General features: G+C 53.9%; 23 protein-coding genes. 17 read left to right on the top strand and 6 right to left on the bottom strand.

From position 1 onward, the window contains the following. Window positions 1–33: 33 nt before the first annotated feature. The 5 genes from EL111_RS01510 (at window position 34) to EL111_RS01490 (ending at window position 3,574) form a co-directional block, all read left to right on the top strand. Window positions 34–1,092 (top strand): glycosyltransferase family 4 protein, encoded by a 1,059-nt coding sequence (locus EL111_RS01510; RefSeq protein ID WP_123795270.1) that lies wholly within the window; start codon window positions 34–36, stop codon window positions 1,090–1,092. A gap of 49 nt (window positions 1,093–1,141) precedes the next feature. After that, window positions 1,142–1,702: a D-glycero-beta-D-manno-heptose 1,7-bisphosphate 7-phosphatase gene (gmhB, locus tag EL111_RS01505; RefSeq protein WP_123795269.1), complete on the top strand. Its 561-nt coding sequence runs from the start codon at window positions 1,142–1,144 to the stop codon at window positions 1,700–1,702. A 46-nt stretch (window positions 1,703–1,748) separates the two neighbouring features. Then, window positions 1,749–2,480: a lysophospholipid acyltransferase family protein gene (locus EL111_RS01500; RefSeq protein WP_123795268.1), complete on the top strand. Its 732-nt coding sequence runs from the start codon at window positions 1,749–1,751 to the stop codon at window positions 2,478–2,480. Between the two features lie 3 nt (window positions 2,481–2,483). Beyond that, a complete protein-coding gene (locus EL111_RS01495) occupies window positions 2,484–3,176 on the top strand; it encodes a M48 family metallopeptidase (protein ID WP_123795267.1) in 693 nt (230 codons plus the stop codon). A gap of 113 nt (window positions 3,177–3,289) precedes the next feature. Further along, window positions 3,290–3,574, top strand: coding sequence for a hypothetical protein (locus tag EL111_RS01490; RefSeq protein ID WP_123795266.1), 285 nt, complete (start codon window positions 3,290–3,292; stop codon window positions 3,572–3,574). A gap of 347 nt (window positions 3,575–3,921) precedes the next feature. Here EL111_RS01490 and lysS read toward each other — a convergent pair whose 3' ends face one another. The 3 genes from lysS to EL111_RS01475 all read right to left on the bottom strand — a co-directional run bounded on the left by lysS (window position 3,922) and on the right by EL111_RS01475 (window position 8,222). Beyond that, window positions 3,922–5,433 (bottom strand): lysine--tRNA ligase, encoded by a 1,512-nt coding sequence (gene lysS / locus EL111_RS01485; RefSeq protein ID WP_123795265.1) that lies wholly within the window; start codon window positions 5,431–5,433, stop codon window positions 3,922–3,924. A gap of 236 nt (window positions 5,434–5,669) precedes the next feature. After that, entirely contained in the window at window positions 5,670–6,992 is a 1,323-nt protein-coding gene (locus EL111_RS01480; protein WP_123795264.1) for an MFS transporter, read from the bottom strand. 183 nt (window positions 6,993–7,175) lie between these two features. Next, window positions 7,176–8,222 (bottom strand): LacI family DNA-binding transcriptional regulator, encoded by a 1,047-nt coding sequence (locus EL111_RS01475; protein WP_123795263.1) that lies wholly within the window; start codon window positions 8,220–8,222, stop codon window positions 7,176–7,178. A gap of 349 nt (window positions 8,223–8,571) precedes the next feature. On the opposite strand from EL111_RS01475, the gene pgi reads away from it, so the two are divergent. From pgi to EL111_RS01450, 5 genes are all read left to right on the top strand, one after another. Further along, window positions 8,572–10,206, top strand: a complete 1,635-nt coding sequence (gene pgi / locus EL111_RS01470; protein ID WP_123795262.1) for a glucose-6-phosphate isomerase — start codon at window positions 8,572–8,574, stop codon at window positions 10,204–10,206. 229 nt (window positions 10,207–10,435) lie between these two features. Then, window positions 10,436–10,867 (top strand): 50S ribosomal protein L13, encoded by a 432-nt coding sequence (gene rplM, locus EL111_RS01465; RefSeq protein ID WP_123795261.1) that lies wholly within the window; start codon window positions 10,436–10,438, stop codon window positions 10,865–10,867. A 9-nt stretch (window positions 10,868–10,876) separates the two neighbouring features. Further along, the gene (gene rpsI / locus EL111_RS01460) at window positions 10,877–11,269 is read left to right on the top strand and encodes a 30S ribosomal protein S9 (RefSeq protein ID WP_123795260.1); all 393 of its coding nucleotides are present in this window, start codon (window positions 10,877–10,879) and stop codon (window positions 11,267–11,269) included. Between the two features lie 655 nt (window positions 11,270–11,924). After that, a complete protein-coding gene (locus EL111_RS01455; RefSeq protein WP_123795259.1) occupies window positions 11,925–12,173 on the top strand; it encodes a GlsB/YeaQ/YmgE family stress response membrane protein in 249 nt (82 codons plus the stop codon). Between the two features lie 53 nt (window positions 12,174–12,226). Further along, window positions 12,227–12,733 carry a protein disulfide oxidoreductase gene (locus tag EL111_RS01450; RefSeq protein WP_123795258.1) on the top strand — a complete coding sequence of 169 codons (507 nt, stop codon included), beginning with the start codon at window positions 12,227–12,229 and terminating at the stop codon, window positions 12,731–12,733. Window positions 12,734–13,050: 317 nt separating this feature from the next. Here the strand turns inward: EL111_RS01450 and waaA are convergent, their stop codons facing one another. Then, complete coding sequence (gene waaA / locus EL111_RS01445) at window positions 13,051–14,316, bottom strand: lipid IV(A) 3-deoxy-D-manno-octulosonic acid transferase (protein WP_123795257.1); 1,266 nt, start codon at window positions 14,314–14,316, stop codon at window positions 13,051–13,053. A gap of 591 nt (window positions 14,317–14,907) precedes the next feature. Beyond that, complete coding sequence (locus EL111_RS01440) at window positions 14,908–16,182, bottom strand: FAD-binding domain-containing protein (RefSeq protein ID WP_123795256.1); 1,275 nt, start codon at window positions 16,180–16,182, stop codon at window positions 14,908–14,910. Window positions 16,183–16,436: 254 nt separating this feature from the next. On the opposite strand from EL111_RS01440, the gene EL111_RS01435 reads away from it, so the two are divergent. The 5 genes from EL111_RS01435 (at window position 16,437) to trpC (ending at window position 21,648) form a co-directional block, all read left to right on the top strand. Beyond that, entirely contained in the window at window positions 16,437–17,852 is a 1,416-nt protein-coding gene (locus EL111_RS01435) for an alanine/glycine:cation symporter family protein (protein ID WP_123795255.1), read from the top strand. Between the two features lie 193 nt (window positions 17,853–18,045). Then, on the top strand, window positions 18,046–18,690 hold the full coding sequence (locus EL111_RS01430) for a phosphatase PAP2 family protein (protein WP_123795254.1): 645 nt from the start codon (window positions 18,046–18,048) through the stop codon (window positions 18,688–18,690). Continuing rightward, window positions 18,687–19,679 (top strand): YheT family hydrolase, encoded by a 993-nt coding sequence (locus tag EL111_RS01425; RefSeq protein WP_123795253.1) that lies wholly within the window; start codon window positions 18,687–18,689, stop codon window positions 19,677–19,679. The genes EL111_RS01430 and EL111_RS01425 overlap by 4 nt, the downstream gene beginning before the upstream one ends. A 409-nt stretch (window positions 19,680–20,088) precedes the next feature. After that, window positions 20,089–20,694, top strand: coding sequence for a trimeric intracellular cation channel family protein (locus tag EL111_RS01420; RefSeq protein WP_123795252.1), 606 nt, complete (start codon window positions 20,089–20,091; stop codon window positions 20,692–20,694). 171 nt (window positions 20,695–20,865) lie between these two features. Further along, window positions 20,866–21,648 carry an indole-3-glycerol phosphate synthase TrpC gene (gene trpC / locus EL111_RS01415; protein ID WP_123795251.1) on the top strand — a complete coding sequence of 261 codons (783 nt, stop codon included), beginning with the start codon at window positions 20,866–20,868 and terminating at the stop codon, window positions 21,646–21,648. A gap of 81 nt (window positions 21,649–21,729) precedes the next feature. Here trpC and EL111_RS01410 read toward each other — a convergent pair whose 3' ends face one another. Next, window positions 21,730–22,791, bottom strand: coding sequence for an NAD(P)-dependent alcohol dehydrogenase (locus EL111_RS01410; RefSeq protein ID WP_123795250.1), 1,062 nt, complete (start codon window positions 22,789–22,791; stop codon window positions 21,730–21,732). Window positions 22,792–23,117: 326 nt separating this feature from the next. Here EL111_RS01410 and EL111_RS01405 point away from each other — a divergent pair, with 326 nt between their 5' ends. Both EL111_RS01405 and EL111_RS01400 read left to right on the top strand, forming a co-directional pair. Next, window positions 23,118–24,122, top strand: coding sequence for a quinone-dependent dihydroorotate dehydrogenase (locus EL111_RS01405; protein WP_123795249.1), 1,005 nt, complete (start codon window positions 23,118–23,120; stop codon window positions 24,120–24,122). Window positions 24,123–24,186: 64 nt separating this feature from the next. After that, window positions 24,187–24,660: a PM0630 family protein gene (locus EL111_RS01400; protein WP_123795248.1), complete on the top strand. Its 474-nt coding sequence runs from the start codon at window positions 24,187–24,189 to the stop codon at window positions 24,658–24,660. The last annotated feature ends 16 nt before the right edge of the window (window positions 24,661–24,676 follow it).

Here is a 24,676-nt window from a genome sequence, read left to right as displayed (position 1 = left end):
TATGCCGTCTGCAACCCATTTTTGCCTACACTTATGACAACCCATCTCGACATTGCCATCAACCGCTTCCAACAGGGCGGCGGCATGGAAAGCTACACCTTCGACCTCGTCCGCGGCCTGACCGCACGCGGAACAGCGGTGGACATTTTCGCCGCCAAAATCGATACAAGTGTTCCTGAATACGCACACATCACCGCCCACTTGGTGAACCAGAAAGCCGTACCCAAAAAACTGCGGCCGTTTTTCTTCACACATCAGTTGGCCAAACTCCGCCGTCGGCGCAACACACCGCTGATTGCCTGCAATCCCAGCGACCATGCCGATATTTTCGTTTGCGGCGGCACACATTTGGGTTATCTGAAAAACATGGCGCAATCCGCCGGACTGCTCGACCGCCTGACCATCGCGCGCAACCGCAGCAACTACGCCGGCGCAAAATCCATCATGGCGCATTCGCAGCTCATGAAGCGCGAGCTGATCGAATACTACAACGTGCCGTCCGAAAAAATCCGCGTGGTCTATCCGCCCGCCGACACAAGCCGCTTCTTTCCGCAACCCGAGCAAACCGCCGCGCTGCGCCGCAAATACGGTTTTGCAGACGGCGATACCGTTTTCCTGTTTCCCTCCACCGGCCACAAACGGAAAGGCTTGGATTTGCTGGCCGGATTCTTCGAGCAAACCGATTTGCCGGTCAAACTCGCCGTAGCCGGCTCTCCGCTGCCGCGCCCGATGAAAAACGTCATCGAATTGGGCTTTTGCAAAAATATGCCCGAGCTGTACCGCGCCGCCGACTACACCATTATGGCTTCGCTGTACGAGCCGTTCGGATTGGTCGGCGTGGAATCCGTGTTGAGCGGCACCAAAGTCGTGCTTGCCGACAATATGGCGTGTACCGAAATCATGACACCGGAAGCCGGATTTTTCTTCTCACGTAACCGGCCCGAAACCCTGTCTGCCGCCATCGGCGCAGCAGTATCACTCAAACAGGAGGGAGCAGGGCATAAAATTACCGACCCCCTTGCCGCGCTGACATACAATCCTACGCTGTCGCACCATATCGACAAACTGGAAGAAATGCTGCAGGCCGTCTGAAAAACTGCTGAAACAAAAATCCCCGCCTGCCTATCCATCAAGGAAAACCATGAAACTCATCATTCTCGACCGCGACGGCGTCATCAACCAAGACCGCGACGACTTCGTTAAATCCGTTGACGAATGGATTCCCATCGAAGGCAGCATGGACGCCATCGCCATACTGACCGAAGCGGGTTACACCATCACCGTTGCCACCAACCAATCCGGCATTTCCCGCCGCTATTTCACCCTGCAGGACTTAACCGAAATGCACGCCAAAATGCACCGCCTTTCCGTTCAGGCCGGCGGCGTTATCGACGGGATTTGGTTCTGCCCGCACTTGGCCGATGACAATTGCGACTGCCGCAAACCGAAACCCGGCATGGTGCGGGACATTCTCGACCGCTTCCAAGCCAATGCCGCCGAAACATGGCTGGTGGGCGACAGCCTGCGCGACTTGCAGGCCATTGATGCCGTAGGCGGCAAATCCGCGCTGGTATTAACCGGAAAAGGCAAAAAAACCTTACAGGAAAAAGGCGAAGAACTGCCCGACAACACGCAGGTTTTCGACAACCTGCTGGCCTTCGCACAATACATTGCACAAAACGAAAACGGCAACAACGCCTGATACCGCACCATCATGCCGTCTGCAAAACAAAAGGCTTATATTATTTATGCTGCTGATTAAAAACCTGATTTACTGGCTGATTTTATCCGTCAGCCTGATTGCCCTGTTCCCCTTCATGCTCCTTGCCGCCCCAATTCCCGGCGGCGCGCACAAAATGGCGCAAGTATGGGTGAAAATCCTCAACTGGTCGCTCAAACACATCATCGGTTTGAAATACAGGCTCATCGGTGCGGAACATATCCCTTCCCGCCCTGCCGTTATCTGCGCCAAACACCAAAGCGGCTGGGAGACCCTCGCCCTGCAGGAAATTTTTCCGCCGCAGGTTTACGTTGCCAAACGCGAGCTGTTTAAAATCCCGTTTTTCGGCTGGGGGCTGAAACTGGTCAAAACCATCGGCATCGACCGCAGCAACCGCCGCGAAGCCAACGAGCAGCTGATGAAACAAGGCTTGGCGCGCAAAAACGAAGGCTATTGGATTACCATCTTTCCCGAAGGCACGCGTCTGCCGCCGGGCGGGCGCGGCAAATACAAACTCGGCGGCGCGCGCATGGCGAAAATGTTTGAAATGGACATCGTTCCCGTTGCCCTCAACAGCGGCGAATTTTGGCCGAAAAACTCGTTTCTGAAATACCCCGGCGAAATCACCGTTGTCATCGGCAAACCGATTGCCCACGGCAGCGGCAGCGAAGCCGAACTGATGGCGGAATGCGAAAACTGGATTGAAGCGCGCCAGCAGGAAATCGGCGGCAAAGGGCCGTTTGCACAAAAGGCCGTCTGAAACATGCCCCGTTTGCCCCACACCCTTTCAGACGGCATGGAGATTGCCGTCGAGCTGAAACGCAGTGCCAAGAAAAATCTGATTTTGCGCCCCGTCGACGCACAGACAATCGCCATCAACCTGCCGCCGTTTGTCAGCGAACGCCGTTTGCACACATGGCTGCGCGGCAACGAAACCCTGCTGCGGCAAACCTTGGCAAAAGGCGCAAAGACCTTGCCCGCCGCCGACAGCCTGCCCGATTGGATTTGGTATCACGGCATACCAACCGCCCTGACCGCCTGCGAACGCGAAACCGTCTGCCTGAGGCCGTCTGAAATCCTGATACCGGACCAAACCGCCGCCCGACAAAAACAACGCCTGCGCCGCTTCCTGAACGAACGCGCCGCCGAATACCTGCTGCCCCGATTGGCGGAACATGCCGCCGCGCTGAACCTGCATCCGGCCGCCATGGCGCTTTCCAATGCCAAAACCTTTTGGGGCGTGTGCCGCTCCCGCACAGGCATACGCCTCAACTGGCGGCTTGTCGGCGCGCCCGAATACGTTGCCGATTACGTCTGTATTCACGAACTCTGCCACCTGCCCCACCCCAACCACAGCCCGCGTTTTTGGTCTATGGTCAACGCGCACACCCCGCACACCGAAGCCGCCAAAAGCTGGCTCAAAGCGCACGGCAGGGAATTGTTTGCCTTGGGCTGAACGGGATTGGGCGCAAAATCGAACCCAAACAAAGAAGAAATCCCATCACGATATTTATGGCCATTTAACACGGCTTTCATATCAAGCCGACAGCAGATTGAAAAGGATTTGCCATGAATGCCGATAGAACTTCCCGCCCGAATCATTCCGTTGATTTTGCAGACATGTGGATTTTTTTCGGATATTTGTTTTCAGGAATACTTTACCTGATGGTGTTCGGCTATGTGTTTATGGAACTGTTTTCATTTGAAACCCCTGTTGTCTCTGCACTGTTTGCTCTTTTCTTTGCAACATTTGCCACCTGTCTCATGTCTCCGATTTGTGCAGGATTGGGCTTTCTGCCGGGCTCAGCAGTTTCCAGTTTGATTGCTCTGTTTTCGTATAGTCGAATAAAATAAGAATGAGACAAGGCAGCGAAGCCGCAGACAGTACACATAGTACGGCAAGGCAAAACAACGCTGTATCATTCTTATTTTAAATGACTATATCAGGCAAACCGCTGATTCCGAATGCATACACCTTTTCCAAATCCGCCTTCATCGGGCAGTTTTTTTGTTGGGAACAATACAGTGTGCCGCATCTTGCTTAAAAGAGCGGGCTTGACCAAACTGCTGACACAGCAAGCCCGACACACCGTCTGCTTGTGCTTTGGCTCTGTTCCGCGCGTTTCTCCCATACAAAAGGCCGTCTGCAAAATTCTTCCGACAACAGGAAGATTTGCAGACGGCCTTTTACTGCCGATATTTTATTCCGGACGCATCTGAGGGAATAAAATGACATCGCGGATGGTTTGCGCATCAGTCAAAAGCATCACCAAGCGGTCGAGACCGATACCGCTGCCACCTGTCGGCGGCAAACCGTATTCCATGGCGCGGATGTAATCGGCATCATAATGCATGGCTTCATCGTCGCCCGCATCTTTTTGTGCCACTTGCGCTTTGAAACGGGCGGCTTGGTCTTCGGGATCGTTCAACTCAGAATAGCCGTTGGCCAATTCGCGGCCGACGACGAACAACTCAAAGCGGTCGGTCAAACCCGGCTTAGTGTCGGACGCGCGCGCCAACGGGGAAACTTCAACGGGATAATCGATGATGAACGTCGGGTTCCACAGTTTGCCTTCGGCACAACCTTCAAACAACGCCAGTTGCAGGCTGCCAATACCGGGCGACGGCGGGATTTTTTCGCCGTGTTTGACGATTTCCTGTTTCAACCACGCCTCGTCGTGCAGCTGTTCGTCGGTGTAGTGCGGATTGTATTTTTTGATGGCTTCCAGAATGGTCAGGCGTTCGAACGGGCTTTCCAAATCGACTTCTTTGCCGTTGTAGGAAATTTTCGCCGTACCGCACACTGCTTGCGCCGCCGCGCGAATCACGCCTTCGGTCATCTGCATCATGCGCTCATAGGTGCAGAACGCTTCGTAGAATTCCATCATGGTGAATTCGGGATTGTGGCGGGTGGACATACCCTCGTTGCGGAAGCTGCGGTTGATTTCAAACACGCGCTCCAAGCCGCCGACTACCAAGCGTTTCAAATACAATTCCGGCGCGATACGCAGATATAGCGGCATATCCAGCGCATTGTGGTGGGTAACGAAAGGCTTGGCCGTTGCGCCACCGGGAATCGGGTGCATCATCGGGGTTTCCACTTCCAGATACTGCTCGCCGACCATGTAATTGCGTACGGTTTGGATAATTTTACTGCGTTTGATGAAGGTATCGCGCGATTCGGGGTTTACCATCAAATCTACATAACGCTGGCGGTATTTGACTTCCTGATCCGCCAGACCCTTGTGTTTGTCGGGCAGCGGGCGCAATGCTTTGGAGAGCAGGCGGATTTCCGATACGCGCACGGTCAGCTCGCCGTGGTTGGTTTTAAACAGCGTACCCGAGGCGCCGACAATGTCGCCCATGTCCCAATGTTTGAAATCGTCGTGTACGGCTTCGCCCACACCTTGATTGTTGATGTACAGTTGGATTTGTCCGCTTACGTCCTGAACCGTTGCAAAGCTGGCCTTGCCCATGGCGCGCTTGAGCATCATGCGGCCGGCAATTTTTACCGGAATGCCTTGCGGATCCAGCTCTTCTTTGCTTAGGGCATCGTATTTTTCGTGCAGGTCGCCGGCAAAGTGGTCGCGTTGGAAATCGTTGGGAAACGCGATGCGCTGGCGGCGGATTTCGTTTAGTTTTTCGCGGCGCAAGGCGATGATTTGGTTTTCGTCGAGTTGCGGCTCGGTTTGCGGATTGTGTTGTTCGCTCATTTTGGTTTCCGAAAAAAGAAGACCGTTTTGCAGACGGCCTGATTGCATATTGTTTCCCGTTATTTTACGCGATATGGGCGTTTTTATCTACAAATGCCGTCTGCAAACAAGACGGTATGCATTCCTGCCAATGCGCCGGCGCGGTAAAGGAAAAAAGGCCGTCTGCAAACGGCTTGTCAGGCAAATCGGGTTTGCCAAGCTGTTTTGCAGACGGCCTTTGTCGTGCCGTAACGGGATTATCCTGCCTGCGGCGCTTCCGGTGCTTTGTTGCTGCTGCGGATAAACAGGGTCAGCACGGCGGCAATCGCGAGGAACACGCCGCCGAATGTCATCGCGGCAGCAGGTGTTTTCAGGAAGGTGTCGTAAATCGCGCCGAAGGTAACGGTTTGAATCAGCATCGGAATCACAATCATCATGTTCACAATGCCCATATATACGCCGTAACGCTCTTTAGGAATGGCTTTCACAACAATCATAAACGGTACGCCCATCATACTTGCCCAGCCGATACCGAAACCAATCATCGGAACAAACATCAGGTATTTGTCGCTGATGTGCGGAATCGACAGCAACGCAGCGGCGGCAAGGGCAACGGCAAATGCGTGTACATATTTCGCGGCATATTTTTTCGCCATCACCATCAGGCCGAATGCGGAAATAAAGGTAACGATGTTGTAAAAACCGTTTACCAAGCCCGTCCACGCTACCGCCTGCTCATATGCGGCTTTATCGGCAGCCGTGGCATTCCAAACGGAAGCTACGATGGAGTGGGAAATGTATTGCCAGTAGATAAACAGCGCGTACCATTGGAACAGGTAAACCAAAGCCAACTGCCACAGGGCAAACGGCATTTCTTTGATGGCGATAAAGATTTCGCCGATGGCGGAATGTTCTTTTTTCGCTTTCAGCGCGGCAAATTCTTCGGCGGTGGGTTCGTTTTCAGGCGTGGAGAATACGGTTACCAACACGGAGGCAATCGAACAGAATGCGCCGATATAGAATGAACCGAATACCCAGTAAGGAATGCCGGCTTCGGAAGTCTGCTGCAGCCAGCCGATTTGCTGGAAAATATACAGCGAGAAGTTTGCCAGCGTGATGCCCAAGCCGGTAAACACGGACTGCATCAGGAAGCCGGTGGATTGTTGGTGTTCCGGCACTTTGTCGGCGATAAATGCGCGGAACGGCTCCATGGCGGTATTGTTGGAGATGTCCAACAGCCACAGCAGCAACACGGCTACCCACAAGGCGGTAACGTGCGGATAAATAAACAGGCACAAGCTGCAACCGATTGCGCCGATTAAGAAATACGGGCGGCGGCGGCCGAGGCCGGGAATCCATGTGCGGTCACTCATCGCACCAATAATCGGCTGAACCAGCAAACCGGTAATCGGACCTGCCATGTTCAAAATAGGCAGTTGGCCGGGGTCGGCATTCAGGAAACTGAAAATCGGGTTGATTGCAGTTTGCTGCAAGCCGAAGCTGTATTGAATGCCGAAGAAGCCGAAGTTCATCAGCATAATCTGGCGAAGCGTCATCGCCACTTGTGGGGATACTTTCATTTGGAAGAAGCTCCTGGTTGAGGAAAGGATAAGGATTTACCGCGCTTGTTATGCCGTCTGCATTTTGAGGTGCGCCGCATACGGCAAACATTTTTTCTTCTCTGCACATACCGCCCGAAAAAGCAGACGGCATAGGCTTTTTATTTCGTTTTATATTTTTCTGTTTCGTCTTATTATGATGATTTATGATGATGTCCGCGCCAGCACAGATTGCCGCCAGACGGTTTCTCCGATTACTTTAAGCGGTGAAACGGCAGCAGACACGCCGCCGTCTACCGCCTGAAACAGCATTTCCGCCGCCTGCCCGCCCATCTTCATATAAGGAAGCTCGGTACTGGTCAGCGGCGGGAACAGCGTTTCCGCAATCGCACTGTGGTTGTCATACCCTGCCACAGAAACCTGCTCGGGTACGCGAATGCCGCGCGTTCGCAAAATGCCGTACACCCTTACCGCCATTTCATCGTTGCCGCAGCAGATAACGGTCGGCGGGCAGCGCAACGCCAGCAGGTTGCCGATTGCCGCCAGCAGCGCCGCGCTGTCGTTGCTGTGGTCGGGATAGCCCGTCTGCACCAAATCCCCGTCAAACGCAATACCCGCTTCTTCCAAAGCCCGGCGGTAACCTGCAATCCGCAGGCGCGTCGCCTCGATATTGGGCTGCAACGTAACATAGGCGATACGCCGGTGGCCGTTGCGGATAATCTGCCGCACCAAATCATACTGCCCCTGCATATCGTCGGGCAGTACCGACGGCGTGCCTTTATCGTCAAAACAATTTACCAGCACAATCGGGCAGCTTTTCGGCATATCGGGCAAAACAACCTGCTGATGATATTCGGCCACATACAGAATGCCTTCGACACGATGTTCGATAAATGTGCGAATCAGCGGCTCTATGCTCTCGCCGCGATTACCCGTATCGGCAATCATCAGCGTTTTGCCCGCCTCGCGGATTTTCTGCTGTACCCCTTTAATCAAAAACATATCCGGCAAGCCGTGTACGCGGAAATCTTCTCCCGTGCGCGAAATCGCACCGGTAATCAGCCCGACAAGACCCGAACGGTGCGAACGCATACCCCGCGCTGCCGATGAAGGAATATAGCCCAATTCTCCAATCGCCGCTTCGACTTTGGCACGGGTTCGCTCGCTTACCGGCGCATCGCCGTTAATCACACGGCTGACCGTTTTCGGCGATACCCCCGCCCGCCCCGCAACATCATAAATTGTAGCCATCTTACGGTTTTATCTTTGTATACATTTTCGGATTGTTACAAGGATAGCACAGATGACATCGGTGTCATATTAGATTTTTAACGAAATCTTGATAAAAATCAAGCAAGCCTGCACCAAATCCCAACATTTGTTAACCATTCCCCCTGTGCGCCCTAATCCAAACAGTCGACACGCATCAGCACGATGAAGCGCAAACACCCTATTTGCCTAACGCAAAACCGCCGTATCCCCAAAAATGCAGACGGCTTATCCGACACAAACCTGTCGGATTTTGCTAAACTACACACTACTACATTTGCAATGACATCAAACAAAACCATAAAAGCCGTCTAAAAATAAGGAAGCAGGAATGACCCGTTTATCCGCCGCATGGCAGGCATTGGAAGAACATTACCACTCAACCGCCCATTTACACCTGCGCGACCAATTTGCCGCCGATTCGCAACGCTTCGACAAAATGCACGAAACCCTGCACGGCCTGCTGTTTGATTACAGCAAAAACCGCATAACAGACGACACCCTGCCCCTGCTGTGCGAACTTGCCGAAGCCGCCGGCCTGCCCGAAAAAATGGCCGCCATGCAGCACGGCGGCATACTCAATCCAAGCGAAAAACGCGCCGTATTGCACACTGCCCTGCGCCTGCCCGAACACGCCGCCGCGGTTCAAGCAGACGGCGAAAACATCGTACCCAAAGTCCATCAAGAGCTGACGCGCGCCCTCCGCTTCGCCGAAGACATCATCAACGGCAGCCACACAGGCTGCACCGGCAAACCCATTACCGATTTCGTCCACATCGGCATCGGCGGCTCATATCTCGGGCCATTGGTCTGCATACAATCGCTCACCCCTTGGCGCAACCATCTCCGCGTACATTTCGTCAGCAACGCCGATGATGCCGGCATTGCCCAAACACTCGCCCGCCTGAACCCCGAAACCACCCTGTTCTGCATTGCCAGCAAATCCTTCGGCACACCCGAAACCCTGCTCAACGCCCGGGCCGCCCGCGCTTGGTATCAGCAGGCAGGCTTACCCGAGCAGGAAATCCACCGCCACTTTTGCGCCATTTCCAGCAATGTTGATGCCGCACAAAACTTCGGCATTACCCCCGAACACATTTTTGCCATGTTCGACTGGGTCGGCGGACGTTACTCCGTTTGGTCAGCCATCGGACTGCCCGTCATGGTTGCCGTCGGCGCACAAAACTTCCGCGAGCTGCTGCGCGGCGCACACGCCATGGACGAACATTTCTTCCACACCGATTTCCGCCGCAATATCCCCGTACTGATGGGATTGTTGCATATTTGGTACAACAACTTCCATCATGCAGACGGCCATACCGTTGTCCCGTACAGCCACAATATGCGCCGCTTTCCCGCTTGGCTCAACCAGCTTGATATGGAAAGCTGCGGCAAAAGCCGTACCGAATACGGAGCAGAAGTTACCCGCAAAACCGGCGGCATCGTATTCGGCGAAGAAGGCGTAGACTGCCAACACGCCTATTTCCAACTGCTGCACCAAGGCACACGCCTGATACCTTGCGACTTCATCGTCCCCGTCAACACCCCCTACCGAATCGGCAGCCAGCACTGCTTTACCGTTGCCAACGCCCTTGCCCAAGCCGAAGCCCTGATGAAAGGCAAAACATTGGACGAAGCCCGTGCCGAACTCGCCCACCTGCCCGAAACCGAGCGGGAAGCCCTTGCGCCGCACAAAACCTTCCCCGGCAACCGCCCCAGCAACAGCTTCCTGTTAGACGAACTCACTCCCTTTACCCTCGGCATGCTGATGGCGGCATACGAACACAAAATCTTCGTCCAAGGCACAATTTGGGGCATCAACCCCTTCGACCAATGGGGCGTCGAATACGGCAAAATTCTCGCCAAAACCATCGAACCGGAGCTTTCCGCCGACACGCCCCCGCAACACGACAGCTCCACCAACGGACTGATTGCCTATTACCGCGCACACCTTAAAAAACAATAACCGCCAACCCCGAAGGCCGTCTGCAAATTCGCAGCAATCTGCAAAAAACCATACAAAATCATGTAACTGTACAGGCACACCGCCCTTTACCCCGAATTTACAGACGGCCTTCCGACACAATCCCTGCCCTTTCGCAAACAATTCGCGCCATGACCTTGAATATGTGATTGACAAAAAACAAACTCATCTTTAAAATCTGCAACTTTCTATATCTATCTGGATTTCCACTATGAAAACCTTTTCAGCGAAACCGCACGAGGTGAAGCGCGAATGGTTCGTCATCGATGCCCAAGACAAAGTTCTGGGCCGCGTGGCTGCCGAAGTTGCCCACCGTCTGCGTGGCAAACACAAACCCGAATACACGCCGCACGTTGACACCGGCGACTACATCATCGTCATCAACGCCGACAAACTGCGCGTTACCGGTGCCAAATTCGAAGACAAAAAATACTTCCGCCATTCCGGCTTCCCGGGCGGCATTTACGAACGCAGCTTCCGCGAAATGCAAGAGCAATTCCCGGGCCGCGCTTTGGAAAAAGCCGTAAAAGGCATGCTGCCTAAAGGTCCTTTGGGCTACGCTATGATTAAAAAGCTGAAAGTGTATGCCGGTGCCGAGCACGGTCATGCCGCACAACAGCCTAAAGTTTTAGAATTGCGATAAGGACACGACATGAACGGTAAATACTACTACGGCACAGGCCGCCGCAAAAGTTCAGTGGCTCGTGTATTCCTGACCAAAGGTACAGGCCAAATCATCGTAAACGGCCGTCCGGTTGACGAATTTTTCTCTCGCGAAACCAGCCGCATGGTGGTTCGCCAACCTTTGGTTCTGACTGAAAATGCAGAATCTTTCGACATTAAAGTAAACGTCATCGGCGGCGGTGAAACCGGTCAATCCGGCGCAATCCGCCACGGCATTACCCGTGCCCTGATCGATTTCGATGCTGCTTTGAAACCGGCTCTGTCACAAGCAGGCTTCGTTACCCGCGATGCCCGTGAAGTTGAACGTAAAAAACCGGGTCTGCGCAAAGCACGCCGCGCCAAACAATTCTCAAAACGCTAATCCGTTTTCAAATATGCGAAACCCACCTTACGGTGGGTTTTTCTTTGCCTGTTATTCAGTATTCCAGCAATCCGACAATATCATCAGTTCCCGCAACATCAGACAACACAGCACATCAAACCGTAAGAAAATTCATGGCACAGCATTGTGTTTGCCCGAATATGAGCTGCACCTGCCTGAACCCCCCACCCGGCTTACCCGCCGCTTATCCGGTTTCGCCACCTGATATAGTCATTTAAAATAAGAATGATACAGCGTTGCTTTGCCTTGCCGTACTATGTGTACTGTCTGCGGCTTCGCTGCCTTGTCTCATTCTTATTTTATTCGACTATACTGCTCCCTCCCCGTCAAACCGATTCCCGACACCCAACCGTTTCCCGCCTATCAAATGAAATTTCTACATAAAATATTTTAATTTTATGAAAAATCATGCAATCTTCACAGACTTACCGCCATTTACTCGGTATGATTTCACCGTATAGTAAGATTTTGTCTGTTTATCTTTTGCAAAAGCCGTCTGCAAATCCCGCCGTATGCACTTTAATTGTCATCACTTCGATTCTGTGGCAACACAGCAGGCAATACAGCCATAAAGCAGATAAAATGCAACAACGGACAGCCCCGCCCCGCACAGTATATATAAGAAAGGAATAAAATGAGTTGGTTAGGTACGATTATTGTCGGATTTATCATCGGTGTACTGGCTAAAATTCTGCACCCGGGCAAAGACGATTTAGGTTTCATCATGACCACGCTGCTGGGTATCGGCGGTGCAGCCTTGGCAGGTTTTGTCGGAGAATCTGCCGGCTGGTACGAAGTCGGACAACCTGCCGGTTGGATTGCTTCCACCGTTGCCGCCATCATTATTCTGGCCGTGTACACCCGAGTGATTAAAAAGCGTTAATCCATCAGGCGGAAAAGCCGTTATCGGCCTTTCCGCCGTTTTGCCCTATTCCCATGTCCACCTTACGCGCCTATCTGATTCCTTTATTACAGGCACTGGTATTGTTTGCCGTTTTATCCGCCGCCGTTGACTGGTGGCGGTCGCCGGAACAGCCGGTTCAATCTGCCGACAAACCTCTGCTCACCCTCACCCGACATACCACATCTTTGGCAGAACTCAGCCGCGATCAAACTGCCGTATTGTATTTTTGGGGCAGTTGGTGCGGTATCTGCCGCTATACTTCGCCCGTTATCGAAGATTTGCACCAAGCAGGCATTCCCGTACTCAGCATTGCCTTAAACTCGGGTAATGATGCCACCGTCGGCAGCTATCTGCAACAGCACTCGTTCCACTTCCCTACCGTCAACGATGCAGACGGCTCGCTGTCCCGACAATGGCAGGTTGGCGTTACCCCCACCATTATCCTGATTAAAAACGGAAAAATGGTACATCACACCACCGGACTGAGCAGTTATTGGGGTTTGCGCGGTCGGATTTGGCTGGCAGACAAACTTTCTTAAACATTCTCATACCAAAGGCCGTCTGCAAAATCGGATTTTGCAGACGGCCTTTTATAGTCGAATAAAATAAGAATGAGACAAGGCAGCAAAGCCGCAGACAGTACACATAGTACGGCAAGGCAAAGCAACGCTGTATCATTCTTATTTTAAATGACTATAATATCTTTAGTATTGTCGGATCACACAGAATAACCAAGCAACCAAACAGCAGACAGTACAGGGCAACGGAGCGGCTGCTTCATCAGCTTATTCAAACTTCTTCTTTGAGCCAGAAACAGCAACGCCGCCATTCTGTATTCAATAACTGTACCCCCGCTTTACACCACACGGCCCAAACTCTTAACCACTTCATCTGCCATACGCCTGCTTGCTCCCCGATGAGCCGATACAAACGCCTCTGCCTGTGCCGCCCATTCCTCACGCAGTCTGCCGTTCTCCAAACACGCCTCCGCAACCTGCCGCCATTCTTCCGCATCCGCAACCTGCCGCGCCGCACGGCTTTCCTTCGCACTTTCGCAGACGGCCGCAAAATTATAAGTTGACGGGCCGAACAAAGTCGGAATACCGCAGGCTATCGGCTCGATGATGTTTTGACAGCCGGTATCGACCAAACTGCCCCCGACAAAAGCCACATTACTGCTCAAATAATAAGCAAAAAGTTCGCCCATGCTGTCGCCAATCCAAACCTGAGTATCCGCCGCAACCATCTTGTCATCGCTGCGCTTCTGCACCCGGTATCCCAAAGAACGTGCCGTATCGAATGCCGTCTGAAACCGTTCGGGGTGGCGCGGAACAACCACCAGCAGCGCATCGCCCCGATATGCCTTCCATGCCTCCAACAACATTGCCGTTTCGTCCGCCCCTTTATAAAAACGCGTACTGGCACACAACACCACCGGCCGCGAACCGATACGTTCGCGAAACGCCGCCGCCAACGCGCGCATATTATCGGGCGGTGCAATATCGTATTTGGTATTGCCGCACACATGAACATTCGAAGCACCAATCAAATGCAGCCGCTCCGCGTCCGCTGCCGTTTGAGCAAAACAACCGCTGAGTGTCCGCATTGCCGGCTCGACCAGATTACGGATTTTCAGATAACCGCGCTGCGACTTTTCCGACAAGCGCGCATTGGCCAAAAACAGCGGCACACCTTCATCACGACAACCATGCATCAGATTCGGCCAGATTTCCGTTTCCATCAATATGCCGAAACGCGGACGGTGTTCGCGCAAAAACTGCCTTACCCACTCCGGTTTGTCATACGGCAGATAACGGCACTGCGCGTCGGGAAACAAAATTTCTGCCGCCTCCCGTCCCGTCGGAGTCATCTGCGTCAATAACAGCGGTGCATCGGGAAAGCGTTGCCTCAACGCTGCCGCCAACGGCACCGCCGCACGCGTTTCCCCCACCGATACCGCATGAATCCAAACCGGCTGCTGCACCGGGTTTGCAACAAAACCGCCAAACCGCTCATGCCAATTTTCCAAATAAGCAGGAGATTTTCGGGCACGTTTTTTCAAATAACGGCGGATAAACAACGGCGCAACGCACCACAACAAATTATAAAACCGGCGAATCATGAAACGGCTTTTCAAGAAAAAGAAGCATTCATTTTAGCGGATTTTGCGCCCTGCCGAAGAAATTAATTGCCGCTGCCGCACCATATTACCTGACCGCCCTCCCGCGCTACCCGCATCTCCTCCGCCTTGCTCCAACCGCGACTTCCCCGAAAATATAGTCATTTAAAATAAGAATAATACAGCGTTGCTTTGCCTTGCCGTACTATGTGTACTGTCTGCGGCTTCGCTGCCTTGTCTCATTCTTATTTTATTCGACTATAAAACCCACGTTAAAAAAACCGCCTGCCGTACCACCATGCAAGCGGTTGATTTTTATTGTCATTCAATCTCTTGCCAAATGCTTAACCGCCGAAGCAAGCGGGTCTCCAAGCATAACGGGAGCGGCGGCAATCATCATCATTTTGGCAGAGATATAAAAGGCCGTCTGCAAAATCTCTATCTTCGTACAGACCGATATTTTACAGACGGCTTTGGGGCATGATGGGTTGCAAAATGGCGGCAACTGCTGCATCGTCTACAAGCGGCAACATCCACAATCTCTGTCAACAGCGGAGCATATCAATCAATACGCTTATCCCGTTCCGCAGCGTTTCAAACCTTAATCATCGGCGGCGGATAGCCGTGTGTATCGGCATTCGCACCGGCCAAGTGCGGGGTGTGGACGAGTTCTGACGGCAAATGCGCCAGCTCGGGCAGATGGCGGCGGACAAACGTGCCGTCGGGATCGAGTTTTTGCGCCCAATACAGCGGCGGCGGTGCGGTTTGCGCGCACGCTTCCTGCCAATTCCCCTGATTGGCGGCCGGTTCGTAATCGGTCAGTTGGGCGGCAAACCATGCCGCGCCGCTCTGCCACGGTTGCTTCAGCGTGCCACACCAAAACAAGGCAACGGCTTCACGCAAAGCGGGATGCAGCCAGCCGCTGCGTTTCAAGGCGCGCATGGCGGCATCAATCAGCGGAAAACCTGTTTGCCCTGCCTGCCAACGCTCGAGATAGCGGGAAGACACGGGGTGGTCGGCGGGCTCTTGATTTGCAGACGGCATATGGAAGGCCGTCTGCAAATGGAAATCCCTCCGTATTAAGGTGTCCAGCCATGCGCGGTGCTGTTGCTGCCATGCCTGCGCCGCCAAGCTGCGGGCAGACAGGCAGCCTGCAGTGAGGTATGCGCTGATTTGCCCTGTACCCTTTCGGGCGGGAAAGTCTTTCTGCAACGGATAAAAACCTATCTCGGCGGCAAACTGCGCCCATTGTTTTTCTCCCGCCGCTTCTCCGCCTTTGTGCTGCACCACGATTGAGGGGGTGTATAAATTGGCAGGAAAAGGCGGCAATCCGTCCAATGCCGTCTGCAAAATGCCGTCTGCGGCTGTGTACGAAACCGGTTGTTTGTACCGGAAACGCTGCGCGTATGCCTGAAGCCATGCCTGACGGTATTCGGGAAATGTGCGGTAGGGCATTCCGTAGCGGTCGGTCAGCTCGGATTTGGCGAAAATGCTGCGGTCGTTGACACGGATAAAGGGAATGTTTTTTTTGTCCAGCGCGTGCCAGATGCGGTTGTCCGCCCACAACTCGGACGGCGTGTAGGCTTCATCTGCCACCACGGCTGCTGCATGGAGTGCGTCCGCCCATTCGGAAACAAGCTGTTCGGCATTGCCCTGCAAACCATACAGCGGTATGCCGCACGCCGCCAATGCCTGATGCAGTTCCGCCGCCGAGCGGTGCAGAAACAAGGCTTGGCGCGGATTGGTACGTCCTTCTTCGGAAATCCATATGCCGGCAACGGGCAAACCGCGCTGCAAAGCGGTGTGCAGGGCGGCGTTGTCGGCAACACGCAGGTTGCGGCGAAACCAAATCAGCGTGGTCGGTTGCATAAATATGCCGTCTGTAAAATGATTCTTCCGATTTTATCAGAAGGTTGTTTTTTCAGACGGTTTTTTTGCCGTACCCGACCGAACGGCTTGTCCGTCAACCTGCATTTTCAATATAACCATTTGAAAATAAACAAAATATCTCTGCGTAAAATTTTACACGATTGTCGGCAATCTGTTAAAATCCGTTTCTTTTCATTTACAGACTGTTTGCAGACGGCCTTATGCCGTCTGCAAACGGCAAAGAAAGGTATTGTATGACCGAAACCTTACATTCGTGGGTTAATGCGGTAAACGGTCCGATGTGGGATTTGCTGATTATCCTGCTGCTGGGTACGGGTTTGTTTTTTACGCTGGCAACAGGCTTTGTGCAGATTCGCCTGTTCGGACAAAGTATCAAAGCCATGCTCGGCGGCCGCAAGCAGGGAGACGATCCGCACGGTATCACGCCATTTCAGGCTTTTGTTACCGGCTTGGCCAGCCGCGTGGGCGTGGGCAATATCGCCGGCGTGGCGATTGCCATCAGCGTGGGCGGCCCGGGTGCGGTGTTTTGGATGTGGCTGGTTGCCATCATCGGCATGAGCTCGGCGTTTGCCGAATCGTCGCTGGCGCAGCTTTTCAAAATCCGCGATTACGACAACCATCATTTCCGTGGCGGCCCTGCCTACTACATCACGCAGGGTTTGGGACAGAAATGGTTGGGTATTCTGTTTGCCGTCAGCCTGATTTTCTGCTTCGGCTTGGTCTATGAGGCCGTACAGGCCAATACCATCGTGGCGGCGGCCGAAGCTGCTTGGGGTTGGGACAAACACGCTGTCGGCGTGGCTTTGGTGATTCTGACCGCACCGATTATTTTCGGCGGCATCCGCCGTGTGGCGAAACTGGCGGAAATGATTGTGCCGCTGATGGCGGTGCTGTATCTGCTGCTGGCCTTGTACATCATCGTGACCAACATCGGCATGATTCCGCAAGTTGTTTCTTTGATTTTCGGCACGGCTTTCCAATTTGATGCGGCAGGCGGCGGCTTGCTCGGTGGTCTGATTTCCCAAACCATGATGATGGGCATCAAACGCGGCCTGTATTCCAACGAAGCCGGTCAGGGCTCTGCACCGAACGCGGCGGCGGCGGCGGAAGTGAAACACCCTGTGTCGCAAGGTATGATTCAAATGCTGGGCGTGTTTGTCGATACCATCATCATTTGTTCCTGCACCGCGTTTATCGTATTGATGTCGGACGTTCCTTCCGGTGATTTGAGCGGCGCGCAGCTTACCCAAGCGGCGATTGTGAGCCATGTCGGTGCGTGGGGTGCGGACTTCTTGGCGGTATTGCTGTTTATGTTTGCCTTCACCACCATCATCGGCAACTACGCTTATGCGGAATCCAACGTGCGCTTTATCAAGAGCCATTGGCTGATTATGGCGGTGTTCCGCATGGCGGTATTGGGCATGGTGTATTTCGGTGCCGTACAGAGCGTACCGCTGGTATGGGACATGGCGGATATGGCGATGGGCACCATGGCGTGGATCAACCTGATTGCCATTCTGCTGCTTTCTCCGCTGGTTTTCCTGCTGCTGAAAGACTACACCGCCAAGTTGAAGCTGGGTAAAGACCCCGAATTTAAGCTCTCCGAACACCCGGGCTTGAAACGCAAAATCAAATCGGACATCTGGTAACGCTGATTAGCACAAAAAGGCCGTCTGTATATCCGCGCGCGCACTGCCGCCGGTTTGCAGACGGCCTTTTTATGGGAAATGCCCGCATTATGCAGGCAGCCCTGCCGTCTGTATAATGCAGGAAACCGTTACCCGAACAACAACGGTTTATGCTTTGCCGCCCCTGTCATTCCATTCCGGCTGACCTTACCCTATGCTTCTTTTACGCGCTTATCTGCCGCTGCTGCTGCGGCTGTCGGCATTATCCGCCGCCGTTTTGATTCCCTCCGCCCTCGTCGGCCTGATTGCCGCACGGATTTGGGCAGGTCAGGGTTTTGCCTTTGAAGTACCGCTGATGTTGTGGATACACCACCATGTCGGCTCTTGGTTCGCACCTGTCGCCGTCATCATGCACTACGTCGGCAAAACTTCGCTGGCGGTGCCGCTGATTACGCTTGCCGCCGTGTGGCTGCACTTCAGAAAGCGCACGGGTTACGCCGCATTCCTGATTCTCTCCACCGCGCTGCCGACACTGGTTATGCTGCTGTCCAAGGCTGTGTTCGACCGTCCGCGTCCGATGCTGTGGCCGCGCCTTATCGAAGAGAGCAACACTTCGTTTCCCAGCGGCCACTCCACCTTTGCCGCCGCTCTCGCCACCCTGCTGTTCATCATTTTCCTGCATTCCCCAAAGCGCACGCTGCTTCTCACCGGCGGTATCGTGTTTACCCTGCTGATGGGTTTCTCGCGCGTGTATTTGGGCGTACACTACCCTACTGACGTTTTGGCCGGCTGGATTAACGGCTGCGCCACCGTATGCGCCGTTTATTTTTGTTTTTTCCGGAAATACCTGCACAAATGAACGCAACCGCTCCGAACACCCCTTTCTGGCTGTGCAACGGCAACGCCGACACCCTGTTTTCCAAGCTGCTGCAAGGTAAGCCGCCCGCCTACCGCCGCGAACTGCTGCCCGACAGCACCGGCGAAACGCAGACCGCCTACGACTTCATCGACAGCCCCGACCCCGATGTACCGCTGCTGGTGGTGTTTCACGGCTTGGAAGGCAGCAGCCGCAGCCATTACGCCATTGAAATGATGAAAGCCGTGCAACGCAAAGGCTGGCACGGTGTCGTCGCACATTTCCGCAGTTGCGGCGGCATCACCAATACCGCGCCCGTGTTTTACCATTCGGGCGACACGCGCGAAATCGGCTTCATGCTCGACACGCTCGCCGCACGTTATCCGAAAATCTACGCCGTGGGCGTATCGCTGGGCGGCAATGCCTTGGCAAAATATTTGGGCGAACAAGGCCGTCTGAACCGGGCCGCGCCCGTCAAAGCCGCTGCCGCCGTCTCCGCACCGGTGGACTTGGCTGCGGCGGGCACGCGCTTCGACCGCGGACTCACACGCCTGCTCTACACACGCTACTTCCTCAATTCGCTGGTGCCCAAAGCCCGCGCTTTCAGCCGTTTCAGCTCCGCAGAAACCCGCCCTGCCCGTTTGCAGACGGCCTTGTCTCTTTCTCAATGCAAAACGCTGGGGGATTTCGACGACTTGTTTACCGCGCCGCTGCACGGTTTTGCCGACCGCCACGACTACTACCGCCAATCATCGTGCAAACCGTTTTTGAAAGACGTTGCCGTGCCGCTGCTGCTGCTCAATGCCGTAAACGATCCTTTCCTGCCGCCCGAAGCCCTGCCGTCCGCAACCGAAGTCTCGCCGTCGGTTACGCTGTTGCAGCCGCCCCACGGCGGGCACGTCGGCTTCGTCAGCCGCGACCGCGGCCGTCTGAACATCGAATGGCTGCCGAAAACGGTGTTGGCCTATTTCGATGCCACGGCAACACCTTAAGCCCGCCGCAGCCTGAGACCTTTGCAAAATTCATGACAAGGGCTTGCAGGAGCAGGCTTTACATCCGCCCGCTTGGGCTTTTTGAAGTGGTAACTTTCAAGGTGTTCGATTTTCGGGCGGGTGTAAAACCCGCCCCTGCAATCAGTTTTGGTTCGTTTCCTGTTTTTTGCAAAGGTCTCGTCCTTAGCCCCTGATACCGGAAATTTGCAGACGGCCTCTTCCGTTCGGCCAAAGCTCCGGATTGTCATTCACGCTTCATTTTTCACATATAGTCGAATAAAATAAAAACGAGACAAGACAGCAAAGCCGCAGACGGTACGGATCGGCTGTTCCGGCAGCCCGGCCAAGCCCCTCTTCGGGCAAGGCGCGGCAACACCGTATCACTTTGTATTAAATAGCTGTAAAACCCATGACCTCATTCGACTTCATCAACATCACCGGCACAGCCGCCTTCACTCTGGCGGGCTATCTGGTCGGCGTACGCAAACGGCTGGATATGCTCGGCGTATTGATTTGCGCCCTGCTCACTGCCATCGGAGGCGGCATGATGCGCGATGTTTTGGTGGGGCGCACGCCGATGATATTCGTGGAATACGCCCCGCTCGCCGTCATCGCCGTTACGTTGGCGGCGGCTTATCTGTTTAAATTGCAGCACACACAGAAAAAAGTGCTGGCACAGGCGTTTGTGTGGGCCGACTCGCTCGGACTGGTGGCGTTTACCATCATCGGCGCGCAAGTCGGACTGCTTTACAACCTCAACGTCTTCGGCGTGGTGATGATGGGTTTTGTCACCGCAGTCGGCGGCGGCATCGTGCGCGATATGCTGGTAAACGAAATTCCGGTCATCATGCGCGAAGGTTTTTACGGCACGGTTGCCGTGATTGTCGCCTTCATTCTGTACCTGCTCGACCACTTCCGTATGGTCAACCCTTTGACTTTGCAGATTTTATTGTTTGGCGGCTACGCGCTCAGAATGTGGGCGTACCAAACGCGGCTCAGGCTGCCGAAATTGTAATACGCATATGTTTCAGACGGCCTATCGGTGGTAAGATAGGCCGTCTGAAACTTACATCACGATAACAAAACAGGCGGCACAAACCGCGTATGCACTTTCCAGCGGCCCGAACTCCGCAAAACGCGTGCGTACCGCACACACCCTACTCTTCCGCCCTCCCGAAAGAATGCCATGACCGATATCCTCAACAAAATCCTCGCCACCAAAGCACAAGAAGTCGCCGCGCAAAAAGCTGCCACCCCTTTGGAAGAAATGAAACGCCTCGCTGCCGAAGCCCCGCCGGTGCGCGGTTTTTACGCCGCCATCCAAGCCAAACACGCGCAGAATCTGCCTGCCGTGATTGCCGAAGTGAAAAAAGCCAGCCCCAGCAAAGGGCTGATCCGCCCCGACTTCCACCCTGCCGAAATTGCCAAATCCTATGAGAATGCAGGAGCAGCGTGCTTATCGGTATTGACCGACGAACCATACTTCCAAGGCTCGCCCGAATATCTGAAACAAGCCCGTGCCGCCGTATCGCTGCCGGTGTTGCGTAAAGACTTTATGATAGACCCGTATCAGGTTTACCAAGCCCGCGCATGGGGCGCGGATGCGGTTTTACTGATTGCCGCCGCGCTGGAAGCAGAACAGTTGGAACAGCTGGAGCATACCGCCCACGAACTGGGCATGACGGTTTTGCTGGAGCTGCACGACGAGGGCGAACTGGCCAAATGCCGCAACCTGACCACCCCGCTGGTGGGCGTAAACAACCGCAACCTGCGTACATTTGAAGTTTCCCTGAAGCAAACGCTGGACCTGCTGCCGCATTTAAACGGCAAAACCGTTGTCACCGAAAGCGGCATCCGCGACAAAAACGATGTCGATTTTATGCGCGGCCGCGGCGTGCATACCTTCCTCATCGGCGAAACCTTCATGCGCGCCGCCGACATCGAAGCGGAAGTGAAAAAACTATTTTGACATCATATGCGGGCAATACAGCACCTGCCGTCTGCAAAATGCACAAATTGTGTTTTGCAGACGGCCTTTTTATGAACAACTTTATTTTTTCAAACTTTCCATATCAATCACAAAGCGGTATTTCACGTCGCTTTTGAGCATACGCTCATAGGCTTCGTTGATATTCTGCATATCAATCATTTCCACTTCAGGCAAGACGTTGTGTTCGGCGCAGAAGTCCAGCATTTCCTGAGTCTCTTTGATGCCGCCGATGAGCGAGGCGGCGATTGAGCGGCGGCCGAACAGGAGCGGTACGGTGGAGATGGTTTGCTCGAGTTCGCCGACCAGTCCGACCAACACCAGCGTGCCGTCCAACGCCAAGGTGGGGATATAGGGTTTTAAGTCGTGGGTGTAGGGTACGGTGTCGATAATCAGATCGAATTGGTTGGCGGCAGCCTGCATGGCGGCTTCGTCGGTGGAGTAAATCACGCGGCTTGCGCCCAATGCGTAAGCGTCTTGCTCTTTGCCTTTGGAGCGGGTAAACAGGCTCACTTCCGCGCCCATGGCTTTGGCGAGTTTGATTGCCATATGCCCCAATCCGCCGAGGCCGATGACGGCGACTTTGCTGCCGGGTTTTACGTTCCAATGGCGCAAGGGGGAATAGGTGGTGATGCCGGCGCACAAAAGCGGTGCGACGGCTTTGGTGTCGAGGCTTTCGGGAACGCGCAAAACAAATTCTTCGCGCACGACGATGCCGGTGCTGTAGCCGCCTTGGGTAATGCTGCCGTCGATGCGGTCGCGGCTGCTGTAAGTGCCGGTCATACCCTGTTCGCAGAATTGTTCCAAATCATGATGGCAGGGCGGGCATTCTTGACAAGAATCCACCATGCAGCCGACACCGACCAAATCGCCGACTTTGTATTTGCTGACGGCACTACCGATGCTTTTGACGCGGCCGACGATTTCATGACCGGGAACAACCGGATAAAGTGAAAATGCTTCGCCCCAATCGGCGCGGGCGGTGTGCAGGTCGGAATGACACACGCCGCAGTAAAGGATGTCGATTTCAACATCGTTGTCGCGCAAATCGCGCCGCTCGAAGTCAAACGGTGCGAGAGGTGAGGAAGGGCTTTGCGCGGCATAGGCTTTAACGGGAATGGTCATGGGTAGCTCCTTATTGTTTGTTGACGTATGCCGTCTGAAAAATGCGGAAGTTACAAAAATATACAAGCCACTTTTCAGACGGCCTCTCATCATGATACACCTTGCTTCCTATGAAAGGTATGCCTTAAAACGTAATACTGTGTGAGACCGGCCAATCTACACAATATTTAACCGCATAAATTACAAAATTTCCGAATCTCCCGTGAAACAAAACAGATTGCCGTCTGCAAATTAGCCGGTTTCCAAGCAATCATTCAATTTGCAGACGGCATCATGCAATTTTCAGGTAAAATGGCATTATTTGTTTCCAATCGGCGGAAATTATTATGTACTCGCTTGCCCGTAAATTTTTGTTCAAACTCGATGCCGAAAAAGCACACCACCTGACATTGGACAGCCTCAAAACCGCACATAAGCTCGGTTTGGTTCCGGTTGCCGACCACCGCACCCACCCCACCGAACTGATGGGTTTGAACCTGCCCAATCCCGTAGGTTTGGCCGCAGGTTTGGACAAAAACGGAGCATATATCAATGCCTTGGGCGCACTCGGTTTCGGCTTTCTCGAAATCGGTACGGTAACGCCCAAGCCGCAGCCCGGCAATCCGCAACCCCGTCTGTTCCGCGTACCCGAACACAGCGGCATCATCAACCGCATGGGTTTCAACAACGACGGCATCGATACCATGATTAAAAACATCGAAGCTAGCAGCTATCAAGGCATTCTCGGCATCAACATCGGCAAAAACGCGGTTACGCCGCTGGAAAATGCCGCTGACGACTACTTGATTTGCTTGGAAAAAGCCTATGCCCATGCAAGCTATATTACCGTCAACATCTCTTCGCCCAACACCAAAAACCTGCGCGCGCTGCAAGGCGGCGATGAATTGAGCGCACTGTTGGAAAGCCTGAAAAACAAACAAGCCCATCTGCACGCGGCGCATGGCAAATATGTTCCGCTGGCGGTAAAAATCGCTCCCGACTTAGACGAAGCGCAGATTGCCGACATTGCCCATGTTGTGAAAACAGTAGAAATGGACGGCATCATTGCCACCAACACCACCATCGACAAATCCGCTTTGGGCAGCCACAAATTGGCGGGCGAACAAGGCGGTTTGAGCGGTCTGCCCGTGCTCGAAAAAAGCAACCAAGTGCTGAAGCTGCTTGTCGGACACATCGACGGCGCATTACCGGTAATCGGTGTCGGCGGCATTATGGAAGGCCGTGATGCTGCTGAAAAAATCCGCTTGGGCGCAACCGCTGTCCAAGTGTACAGCGGATTGGTGTACCGCGGCCCCGCATTAATCAAAGAATGCCTGCAAACGATTCGTTAACCGCCGTTGCAGGCCGTCTGAAAACCAAAGCCCGTCAGGGCACATCAAACATTTGAGGAAAATCATGAACAAATTTGCTGCAACAGCCTTACTCGCTGCTTTTCTCCCGTTCGGTGTCCACGCTGCCGACACAGACGCGCAACCCGACAATGCGCCGCGTATCGATTACGGCGCAGTCGATGCAAACAATCTGGCAGGTGGCTTCCTGCCCGATCCGAAAGTGCTCTACCGCAACCAGCCCGACCATCTGTTCTGCTGGGTAGCCTCCAACCTGCCCGATTTGGCACTGGAAGCAGACGTAGTCGAAACTTTCGAGTCGCCGAAAAAAGCCGTATTTGCCGATGCCCACAGCTCGGTTGACGGCAAAACCCACCGTATCGACAGCCGCATCAAAGTTATCCGTGAAGCAGGCAAATCCCCTGTTGTCCAAAAATGCTGGCGCATGGAAGCCTCCGATCCGGCAGGCGAATACCGTTGGCAGGTACAGGTCAACGGCGTATCCTATCCGCAGCAGACTTTTGAATTCAAAAGCTGGTAATCCCGCCTTAAAAGCC

It is taken from the genome of Neisseria animalis (assembly GCF_900636515.1).
Classification (GTDB): Bacteria; Pseudomonadota; Gammaproteobacteria; order Burkholderiales; family Neisseriaceae; genus Neisseria; species Neisseria animalis.
The sequence above is the reverse complement of the archived record's forward strand: the minus strand, read 5'-3'. Positions and strand labels throughout refer to the sequence as shown.

What these genes read in the sequence shown, in the direction of transcription:
- EL111_RS01510 (WP_123795270.1), top strand. Translation starts at nt 34, where the DNA reads ATGACAACCCATCTCGACATTGCCATCAACCGCTTCCAACAGGGCGGC.
- gmhB (WP_123795269.1), top strand. Translation starts at nt 1,142, where the DNA reads ATGAAACTCATCATTCTCGACCGCGACGGCGTCATCAACCAAGACCGC.
- EL111_RS01500 (WP_123795268.1), top strand. Translation starts at nt 1,749, where the DNA reads ATGCTGCTGATTAAAAACCTGATTTACTGGCTGATTTTATCCGTCAGC.
- EL111_RS01495 (WP_123795267.1), top strand. Translation starts at nt 2,484, where the DNA reads ATGCCCCGTTTGCCCCACACCCTTTCAGACGGCATGGAGATTGCCGTC.
- EL111_RS01490 (WP_123795266.1), top strand. Translation starts at nt 3,290, where the DNA reads ATGAATGCCGATAGAACTTCCCGCCCGAATCATTCCGTTGATTTTGCA.
- lysS (WP_123795265.1), bottom strand. Translation starts at nt 5,433, where the DNA reads ATGAGCGAACAACACAATCCGCAAACCGAGCCGCAACTCGACGAAAAC.
- EL111_RS01480 (WP_123795264.1), bottom strand. Translation starts at nt 6,992, where the DNA reads ATGAAAGTATCCCCACAAGTGGCGATGACGCTTCGCCAGATTATGCTG.
- EL111_RS01475 (WP_123795263.1), bottom strand. Translation starts at nt 8,222, where the DNA reads ATGGCTACAATTTATGATGTTGCGGGGCGGGCGGGGGTATCGCCGAAA.
- pgi (WP_123795262.1), top strand. Translation starts at nt 8,572, where the DNA reads ATGACCCGTTTATCCGCCGCATGGCAGGCATTGGAAGAACATTACCAC.
- rplM (WP_123795261.1), top strand. Translation starts at nt 10,436, where the DNA reads ATGAAAACCTTTTCAGCGAAACCGCACGAGGTGAAGCGCGAATGGTTC.
- rpsI (WP_123795260.1), top strand. Translation starts at nt 10,877, where the DNA reads ATGAACGGTAAATACTACTACGGCACAGGCCGCCGCAAAAGTTCAGTG.
- EL111_RS01455 (WP_123795259.1), top strand. Translation starts at nt 11,925, where the DNA reads ATGAGTTGGTTAGGTACGATTATTGTCGGATTTATCATCGGTGTACTG.
- EL111_RS01450 (WP_123795258.1), top strand. Translation starts at nt 12,227, where the DNA reads ATGTCCACCTTACGCGCCTATCTGATTCCTTTATTACAGGCACTGGTA.
- waaA (WP_123795257.1), bottom strand. Translation starts at nt 14,316, where the DNA reads ATGATTCGCCGGTTTTATAATTTGTTGTGGTGCGTTGCGCCGTTGTTT.
- EL111_RS01440 (WP_123795256.1), bottom strand. Translation starts at nt 16,182, where the DNA reads ATGCAACCGACCACGCTGATTTGGTTTCGCCGCAACCTGCGTGTTGCC.
- EL111_RS01435 (WP_123795255.1), top strand. Translation starts at nt 16,437, where the DNA reads ATGACCGAAACCTTACATTCGTGGGTTAATGCGGTAAACGGTCCGATG.
- EL111_RS01430 (WP_123795254.1), top strand. Translation starts at nt 18,046, where the DNA reads ATGCTTCTTTTACGCGCTTATCTGCCGCTGCTGCTGCGGCTGTCGGCA.
- EL111_RS01425 (WP_123795253.1), top strand. Translation starts at nt 18,687, where the DNA reads ATGAACGCAACCGCTCCGAACACCCCTTTCTGGCTGTGCAACGGCAAC.
- EL111_RS01420 (WP_123795252.1), top strand. Translation starts at nt 20,089, where the DNA reads ATGACCTCATTCGACTTCATCAACATCACCGGCACAGCCGCCTTCACT.
- trpC (WP_123795251.1), top strand. Translation starts at nt 20,866, where the DNA reads ATGACCGATATCCTCAACAAAATCCTCGCCACCAAAGCACAAGAAGTC.
- EL111_RS01410 (WP_123795250.1), bottom strand. Translation starts at nt 22,791, where the DNA reads ATGACCATTCCCGTTAAAGCCTATGCCGCGCAAAGCCCTTCCTCACCT.
- EL111_RS01405 (WP_123795249.1), top strand. Translation starts at nt 23,118, where the DNA reads ATGTACTCGCTTGCCCGTAAATTTTTGTTCAAACTCGATGCCGAAAAA.
- EL111_RS01400 (WP_123795248.1), top strand. Translation starts at nt 24,187, where the DNA reads ATGAACAAATTTGCTGCAACAGCCTTACTCGCTGCTTTTCTCCCGTTC.